The organism is Algoriphagus sp. AK58 (assembly GCF_014324365.1).
Taxonomy (GTDB): Bacteria; Bacteroidota; Bacteroidia; order Cytophagales; family Cyclobacteriaceae; genus Algoriphagus.
In genome coordinates, this window is the sequence record NZ_QEIG01000005.1 from 358318 (window position 1) to 366918 (window position 8601).

General features: G+C 45.1%; 6 protein-coding genes. 5 read left to right on the top strand and 1 reads right to left on the bottom strand.

The annotated features are described in order from the left end of the window. The first annotated feature begins 14 nt into the window (after positions 1-14). Both DDT91_RS05275 and DDT91_RS05280 read left to right on the top strand, forming a co-directional pair. The gene (locus DDT91_RS05275; protein ID WP_187175087.1) at positions 15-1439 is read left to right on the top strand and encodes a sensor histidine kinase; all 1425 of its coding nucleotides are present in this window, start codon (positions 15-17) and stop codon (positions 1437-1439) included. Then, positions 1439-1939 carry a LytTR family DNA-binding domain-containing protein gene (locus tag DDT91_RS05280; protein WP_187175088.1) on the top strand — a complete coding sequence of 167 codons (501 nt, stop codon included), beginning with the start codon at positions 1439-1441 and terminating at the stop codon, positions 1937-1939. Before DDT91_RS05275 ends, DDT91_RS05280 begins: the two co-directional genes overlap by 1 nt. Here the strand turns inward: DDT91_RS05280 and DDT91_RS05285 are convergent. Continuing rightward, positions 1936-2820, bottom strand: a complete 885-nt coding sequence (locus tag DDT91_RS05285) for an AraC family transcriptional regulator (protein ID WP_187175089.1) — start codon at positions 2818-2820, stop codon at positions 1936-1938. The two genes, DDT91_RS05280 and DDT91_RS05285, sit on opposite strands and share 4 nt — an antisense overlap. A gap of 131 nt (positions 2821-2951) precedes the next feature. Here DDT91_RS05285 and DDT91_RS05290 point away from each other — a divergent pair, with 131 nt between their 5' ends. From DDT91_RS05290 to DDT91_RS05300, 3 genes are all read left to right on the top strand, one after another. Continuing rightward, positions 2952-6440, top strand: a complete 3489-nt coding sequence (locus DDT91_RS05290) for a PVC-type heme-binding CxxCH protein (protein ID WP_187175090.1) — start codon at positions 2952-2954, stop codon at positions 6438-6440. A 3-nt stretch (positions 6441-6443) separates the two neighbouring features. Then, positions 6444-7304, top strand: a complete 861-nt coding sequence (locus DDT91_RS05295; protein ID WP_187175091.1) for a sugar phosphate isomerase/epimerase — start codon at positions 6444-6446, stop codon at positions 7302-7304. A gap of 147 nt (positions 7305-7451) precedes the next feature. Further along, a complete protein-coding gene (locus DDT91_RS05300; RefSeq protein ID WP_187175092.1) occupies positions 7452-8570 on the top strand; it encodes a Gfo/Idh/MocA family protein in 1119 nt (372 codons plus the stop codon). Positions 8571-8601 lie beyond the last annotated feature (31 nt).

Here is an 8601-nt window from a genome sequence, read left to right on the forward strand (position 1 = left end):
TCTATCTTTCCCCTATGAAATCCAAAAGCCTTGATTTCCGACAAATCGAATGGTGGATCGTCACCAGTGCTACCCTGATTGCTTTTTTGTTTATTCTGTTTGGCCACAGTCCCCGTTTTCACGATGACTCCGGATTTGAAATTTTCAAGTTTGCCAGCCGATTGCTGATTTTGGCTGTTCTTTATTCCGCTTTCCATTTGGTCCACATGGTATTGATTCCCAGATATCAAACCGAATCCAAAAAATGGAAACCAATGGCTGGGATCGTCCTCTCGGGATTGGTGGTTTTTGCAGTTTCTGCCTTGTTTGGGTATCAGGCCCAGTTGACTTCTGCCCCATTTCCCACCTTTTTTCTCGGGATTATTGTACTCTATGCCTGCTACTTAATAGCCTCCAATCTTCTCAGTGAAGCGCTCACGCCTCCAAAGCTTCGTGATTTTCAAGCCTATAATATTACTCGACTGATTTTCAGTTACCTGTTTACCTTCTTTTTTTTGATCCAAGTCAGTTCGATAAGCGGCGATGGCCCGGCCATTATATTCGGGATTTTTATTCCGGTCATTCTGATCGCCAGTTTCTATAATTACTTCTTGGTCTATGGGAAAAAGAAACAAGGCAAAATCAAGCAATCCAGATGGTACAATTGGGGGTTGGTTGCCCTTATCCTGATCATTTTTCTGATTATTTCTGCAGAAGAAAATCAGGAGGAAATCTTCTTCATCGGTGGCTTGGGAACGGTGGCTTTTATCCAACTGATCTTTTTCCCATTGACCTCTCTTCTATTTAGAAAGTACGATTCTTTTATAGGACAAATTCACACACTTTCCACTCAGGTAGATCAGGGAAATGCAAGTTTTGATTTTCTTAGATCTCAAATCAATCCTCATTTTCTTTTCAATGCATTAAACACACTTTACGCAAGCGCTTTGATGGAAAATGCAGAAAAGACCTCAGACGGGATTCAGAAGCTAGGCGACATGATGCGCTTTATGCTGCATGAAAATCAGCTTCCATCCATTCCTCTTTCCAGAGAAATCGACTATTTGAGAAATTACCTTGACTTGCAGCTCCTTCGCTTTGGGTCACAAGAAAATCTGGACTTGGATATCCAAATCAATGATGCTCAGTGCCACGGTGAAATCGCTCCGATGCTAATCATCCCATTTGTGGAAAATGCCTTCAAACACGGCATTTCCGCCAAAGAAAAATCCTGGATCCGTCTCAACTTGCGCTGCATATCCGGTTCGGTTCACCTCGACTTGGTCAACAGTGTGCATCCCGACAAACCAGCGGGTGAAAAATCAAGGGAAGAATCCGGAATCGGGTTGGAAAATGTCAAAAAACGTCTTGCTTTACTTTATCCCGAAAGACATCAGTTGAGTATTATTGCCAATGATTCTGATTACTTTGTCCATCTTTCTGTTCAAATCCACTCTTGATGATCAGGGCTATTGCAATCGATGACGAATCTTTTGCTCTGGAGGTGATCAAATCAACTGCATATTCGGACTATGCAGTCAAGGGATTTGAGCTGGATGCCCTGGATTATTTGCTCAAGCCGTTTAATCTCAGCCGATTTCTCAAGGCCTGCCAAAAAGCTCAGGAATGGATTGATCTCCGACCAAAAAACGAACCTTTATTCCTCTTTGTTAAAACAAGCGAAGGCCAAATCCGGGTAGATTTTTCTGATTTATTGTACTGCGAAGCTCAGGGCAACTATGTGACATTCCAATTGGAAAAGGAAAAAATCATTAGCAGGATGACGCTCGCTGAAACCGAAAAACAGCTTCCCTCCTATTTCATCAGGACTCATCGCTCCTTTTTGGCCAACCGAAATCACATCTCCAGAGTAGAGCGGCATCAGCTTTGGCTTAAGGGATTTCAAGTCCCGATCAGCAGTTCCTATTCCGATCAGGTGAGGGATTATCTACAGGCTTAACTTCTGAGGTAGAAGGCCAATTTATATTCCTTTCGGTATTCCAACGGGGTTTTCTTCATTCGATCTTTAAATAGTTTATTGAAATTGGAAAGAGTGAAAAAACCGCTTTCAAAAGATATTTCGCTGATATTCAGGTCACTTTCATGCAGCAGCTTACAGGCGTGAGCGATTCGAACCTCAGTCAAAAAATCAGAAAAAGACTTGTTGACCCGTGATTTAAAATAACGACTGAAAGCAGAGACAGATAGGTTAGAGATTTGCGCGGCTTCCTCCAGTGAGACTTTTCCCTGAAAATTCTGCATCACATATTCATACACCTGACCCATTCTATCCTTTTCCGATTCCTTGTTGGTATTGATGTACCCTGCATCCGCAATGAGCTTGCAATCTTTGGAATCCACCATCAAATCGAGGATTTTCAAAAGTTGGATAATGCTTTCGGTTCCCTTGAGCTGAAGCATTTCAATCATCATTTTTTTGATTTGGATATTTGTGTTTCCGGTCACTTCTATCCCTCTTTCAGATAGCTTAAGCATTCGGGCGATACCTTCAAATTCCTCCAGTTGGAAAACTGATTCATTCAAAAAATTATCCGGAAAATAGATCACAATCCCATGGGTTTCCAGCCCATGAGTAGGGTCATGATAAGCTTTGTCATTTTTCCATAGATGTGGCAAGTTGGGGCCGGTCAGGACCATATCCCCTTCTCTAAAGGCTCCGGTATGATCTCCTATAAAACGGGTTCCTCTTCCTTTAAGCACTACAAACAACTGATATTCAGAATGAAAATGCCAGTTGACATCAAAAAAAGGAGCAACCAACTCCTTGATTACAAAGGCTTTACCATCCGGTATTCGTGACTTTTGAACAGGGTTCTTCACTGTATTCTTTCTATTTTTTAGATAAATTATCTCCAATTTTGATAAAATACAGTCATAAATCAAGGTAAAACAGTAGGTTTTTTTTCACTTAAATGATGAAGTTTAGACTCGAAAAATTGTAAACCCAAAGCATGAACCCAAACAAGCATTTGAGGCAGATAAGTCTCTTGATTCTGACTGGAATTATTCTCTTTTCCTCCTGTGGAAGAAAGAATCAATACCTCTCGATGACCGAACCCCGAAGGGTGGAAATTCTGGTCCTAGGTCATGAAAGTGAGCATCACAACTCTGAAAAACTGATGCTTCATCTTGGAACGCCCTTGTTCCAAAAAGGCATCAACCTGACCTACACTACAGACCCTAATGACCTGAATGAGGACGTGTTGTACAACTACGATGGTCTGATGATTTACGCCAATCATGACTCGATCACTTCAAGTCAAGAGGCGGCACTCAAGAAATATGTGCAAAGTGGCAAAGCTTTGATCCCTGTTCATAGTGCTTCTTGGTGCTTCCGCAATTCGGATTGGTATGTGAAAACGGTTGGCGGACAGTTCAAATCTCATGGTGACGGTAAATTCACTGCAAAAATTGTGGATGCAGCCCATCCGATCATGCAAGGAATCCAGGAGTTTGAGACATGGGATGAAACCTACGTTCACTCTCAGCTCAATCCTGCCATGCATGTATTGATGCAACGTGATGATGAGCCTTACACCTGGACCTTGGAAGAAGGAGATGGAAGAGTGTTCTATACTGCCTTCGGCCATAATGAAGAAACCTGGAAACAGCCCGAATTCCAGGAATTAATCGCCAATGGGATCCTTTGGGCAGTGGGTGATAAGGTGAATGAACTCCTTACTGCTTATAATATTCCTACTCCTCAGTTTCAGGACGCTGATATTCCTAACTATGAAAAAAGAGAGCCGGCTCCAAGATATCAGCTACCACTTTCTCCTGAGGAAAGCATGAAGCTAGTTCAGCTTCCGATTGAATTTGAAATGGAGCTCTTTGCCAGTGAGCCGATGATCATCAATCCCATGGCCATGGCTTGGGACGAAAGGGGTCGACTATTTGTCATTGAAACTGTCGACTATCCAAATGAAGTGAGAACCGAAGGCGGAAACGACAAAATTAAAATCCTGGAAGATACGGATGGAGATGGGAAAGCGGACAAAGTCACGGTTTTCGCAGATAATCTAAATATTCCGACTTCCATCATGGCTGTCAATGGTGGTATTTTGATCTCCATGGCTCCTGATTTTGTCTTTTTGAAAGATACCGATGGTGACGACGTGGCGGATGTCCGAGAAGTAATCATGACAGGTTGGGGTAAAAGCGATACCCACGCAGGCCCATCCAACCTCAAATATGGTTTTGATAACAAAATTTGGGGTGTGTTGGGTTATTCCGGCTTCCGTGGAGAAGTCAGTGGTCGTCAGCACTCCTTCGGACAGGGTGTGTACCGATTTGATCCAAGCGGCGAGAATCTTCAGTACCTGGGCAATACTTCCAACAATACCTGGGGCTTGGGCTTCACGGAAGATTTTGAAACCTTCATCTCTACCGCCAACGGACAGCACAGTGTGTACTTCTCCATGGCCAACAATTACCTGAGAAGACCCATTTTCCAAGGTTCGGCCAACACCGTGCATGGCATCGACAGCCACTATGACATGCCTCACCTCACTCCTTTCCTACGTCAGGTGGACTGGCATGGAAGCTATACCGCTGCGGCAGGTCATAATTTCTACACCGCAAGAAGTTTCCCTGAAAAGTATTGGAACCGTATCGCTTTTGTAGCCGAACCTACCGGACGTGTATTGCACAATGCCATCATCAATCCGGATGGATCCGGATATAGAGAAAAGAATGGCTTCAATATTCTGGCTAGTTCGGATGAATGGTTCTCTCCTGTTCATGCCGAAGTAGGTCCAGACGGAGCGCTTTGGGTGGCAGATTGGTACAACTTCATCATCCAGCATAACCCTACTCCTAGAGGATTTGAAAACGGTGCAGGTAACGCCTACATCAACCCTCTTCGTGACAGCAAGCATGGACGAATCTATCGAATCAAATACAAAGGAGCGGATGATGCAGAGACGTTTGATTTGAAAGATGCCGATAGTGATGAGCTGCTAGAGGCTTTGCAGAGCGACAACATGTTTTGGCGACTTACCGCACAGCGTTTGATCGTCGAAAAGAAGGATAAATCAGTAGTGAAGGATCTTTTTAGCCTGATCAACGATCAAAAAGTGGACAAAATTGGCTTGAATGGTCCCGCTATCAATGCACTTTGGACACTTCATGGATTGGGTGAACTAAATGGAGAAAATGCCGAGGCACTTTCAGTGGTTGAGAAAGCACTCTCCCATCCGTCCGCTGCTGTCAGAAAGAACGCACTTCGTGTACTTCCAAAATCAGAAGCATCTCTGAAAGCCATTTTGGCTTCCAATATTATCAATGATCCAGATTTGCATACCCGTAAATACGCCTTCTTGGCCATCTCCGATATGCCATTCTCCGAGGAGGCTGCCAAAGTCCTTTTGACTGCTGCTCAAAATGAGGAAAATGGCAAGGATGCCTATTTGCCTCAGGCAGTATTTGCGGCGGTACTTTCTCATCCTACAGAATTCTCCAAGCGGGACAATACGAAAGCGCTTCAGGCAAGTGGTGACACAGAGCTTTCCTTGGCTGACCGTATTAGCCGAAGCTTGGTAGCAGAGCAATATCCATTGGATTCTAGAAATTCTATTCTCTTCCCACCTGATGTCGCTGGAAAGGAAATTTCCATTAGAATGATTGTTTCCAAAGGCAATAATCCGATGGACGGAATTTTGGTAGCGCAAGGCAACAATATCAATGGCTACAGCTTGTACATTTTTGAAGATGCCCTTCACTTTGCAGTAGCACAGGATGAAAAACTGACCCTCATCAGTACCAAAAAACCACTTCCTGAGGAGCAATTCACCATTGATGCATCTTTGGTGGAAGATGGAAGTATGAGTTTGAAAATCAACGGGGAAGAAATCGGAAAAGCTAAAACAAAAGGCCTGTTCGCTGTTGAGCTTTCTCCAAGAAGAGTTCGAGTAGGCCAAAATGATTCAAGAAATCAAGTTGGGAAATATGTGGGTGGCTGGATGTTCTCAGGTAGAATAAGCAACAAATCTACGCTTGCCCTCAACAAGCCGGGAACCGCGCTTTCAGATGAAGGCAGTTTGGCTGAAGCGGCTAAAGCAAACGGAACTTCTTACGTAAAGCTGGGCGTGATCCCTCATGAAATGAAGTTTGACAAAGCCACATTCACTGTAAAAGCAGGTTCCCAAGTGACTATTGACTTCGAAAATCCTGACTTTATGCAGCATAACCTGGTCGTGGGTCAAAAGGGCTCCATGGAAATCATTGGCCAAGCCGCAGACGAATTGGCTAGGGATCCAAAAGGAGCTGAAATGAACTACGTACCAAAAATCCCTCAAGTCATAGCCGCCACTCGTCTGGTAGATCCGGAAGGAAGAGAATCTCTGGTTTTCGTAGCTCCAACAGAGCCTGGTGAATATCCTTTCGTGTGCACCGTGCCGGGTCACTGGAGAATTATGAATGGAATCATGAAAGTGGAATAAGGAATGGCATTAAACGTAACCTTTGGGGTCAGCACTTGGCTGTGGACTTCCCCTTTCAATCGTGAAACCATTTCTCTTTTCCCAAAGATCAAATCCTACGGATACGATGCAGTAGAAATTCCTATAGAAGATCCGGAGCTGATCGATACAGAATTGGTGAAAAAAGCATTGGCAGATAATGGGCTAAAACCCATTATCTGCGGAGCTTTCGGGCCGACACGCGATCTCACGCATGAAGATCCCAAATTCCATCAGACCTGCTTTGATTACTTGGAGTCCTGTTTCCATATTACTACTGAACTGGGAGCCGGTTTTGTTGCTGGCCCGATGTATTCCGCCGTAGGAAAAGCCCGCTTGGTTTCTCCTGAGCAGAAAAAAATCGAGTGGAACCGCGCAGTTACCAATCTTCAGAAGGTCAGTAAAAGAGCCGGAGAATTTGGCCTGGAAATCGCCATCGAAACGCTCAACCGTTTTGAAACAGACCTGATCAATACAGCGGAGGAACTGATGCAACTGATCCGTGATATCAACGAGCCCCAAGCGAAAGCAATCCTGGATGGTTTTCACATGAATATCGAAGAGCCAGACATCGAGGCAGCGATCCGAACCGTGGGTGACAAACTGATCCATGTGCAAGTTTCCGAAAACTACCGTGGTACACCCGGAACAGGTCAAACTAACTGGGCCGCCTGGAAACGAGGCTTGGAAGCAATCAATTACCAAGGTGCCATTTCTATCGAAAGCTTTACGCCAAACATCAAGGAATTGGCGGGTGCGGTCTGCATCTGGAAACCATTGGTGCCCAGTCAGGACGGATTTGCCAAAGAAGGATTGGAGTTTCTGAAAAAGTGGGCAACTGAATAGGAGGCCTCGACATTCGAGGCTTTCGATACTCCAGTACTCAGCCAGACATCGGTCATCCAACATCAGTCACCAAGACATCCCAACTCCCATACCTCCTAACCTCCTTACAATAAAACTTCTTTTTTCAACCCAAAACATAACTCACACATGAGCAAAAAACCAATCAACATCGCCATCATCGGTTTGGGCTTTGGTGCCGAATTTATTCCGATTTATCAAAAACACCCGCTGGCCAACATGTATGCGGTTTGCCAGCGCAATAAAGAAAAGGCCGAGGAAATCGGCAAAGCGTTCGGCATCGAAAAGGTCTATACCGACTATGATGAACTGCTGAAAGATCCCAATATCGACGCAGTACACATCAACACGCCGATTCAAAACCATGCTGAGCAGTCCATCAAAGCCCTCAAAGCAGGAAAACACGTGGCCTGTACCGTTCCGATGGCCACCACAGTGGAAGAATGCCGTCAGATCGTCGAGCTTTGCGAGCAGACAGGCTTGACCTACATGATGATGGAAACGGTGATCTACAGCCGTGAATTCCTCTTTGTGAAGGAGATGTATGAAAAAGGGGAATTGGGCAAAATTCAGTTTCTCCGAGCTTCCCATCAGCAGGAGATGGCCGGATGGCCGGGCTATTGGGAAGGCCTCCCTCCTATGCATTATGCCACCCACTGCGTAGGACCAGTCTTGGCTTTGCCCAAGGGACAGGCCGAATATGTGTCTTGCTTGGGTTCAGGCAGAATCGATGAGAATTTGATTCCAAAGTACGGTTCTCCCTTTGCCATCGAGACTTGCCACATCAAACTGAAAGATTCTGATTTGGCAGCAGAAGTGACCCGCTCGCTTTTCAATACTGCCAGACAGTACCGGGAGAGTTTCGACGTATACGGTTCTAAAAAGTCCTTCGAATGGACGCTCATCGAGCACGAAGACTCCGTGATTCATACGGGTGAAGTGCCTGAGCGGGTAAAAATCCCTGACTATGCCCACCTGCTGCCGGAAGGTATCCAAAAATTTACCACCCAAGGCGTGTATGACTCCGACGAAAACCAGCACCTGTCCTTCATCCAAGGTTCAGGTCACGGAGGTTCTCACCCTCACTTGGTCAATGAATTTTTGAATGCATTGGTAGAAGAAAGAGCTCCTTACCCTGATGCCAGGCAGTCTGCCAACATCACCTGTGTGGGGATTTTGGCACATGAGTCAGCCATGGAAGGCGGAAAAATCAAATACCTGCCCGAGTTCACCCTCAGCAAAAAGTAAAACAACAAGGCCTGGAAATGAACTAGCCCCC

Coding starts and splice junctions, on each gene's coding strand:
- DDT91_RS05275 (WP_187175087.1), top strand. CDS start 15: ATGAAATCCAAAAGCCTTGATTTCCGACAAATCGAATGGTGGATCGTC.
- DDT91_RS05280 (WP_187175088.1), top strand. CDS start 1,439: ATGATCAGGGCTATTGCAATCGATGACGAATCTTTTGCTCTGGAGGTG.
- DDT91_RS05290 (WP_187175090.1), top strand. CDS start 2,952: ATGAACCCAAACAAGCATTTGAGGCAGATAAGTCTCTTGATTCTGACT.
- DDT91_RS05295 (WP_187175091.1), top strand. CDS start 6,444: ATGGCATTAAACGTAACCTTTGGGGTCAGCACTTGGCTGTGGACTTCC.
- DDT91_RS05300 (WP_187175092.1), top strand. CDS start 7,452: ATGAGCAAAAAACCAATCAACATCGCCATCATCGGTTTGGGCTTTGGT.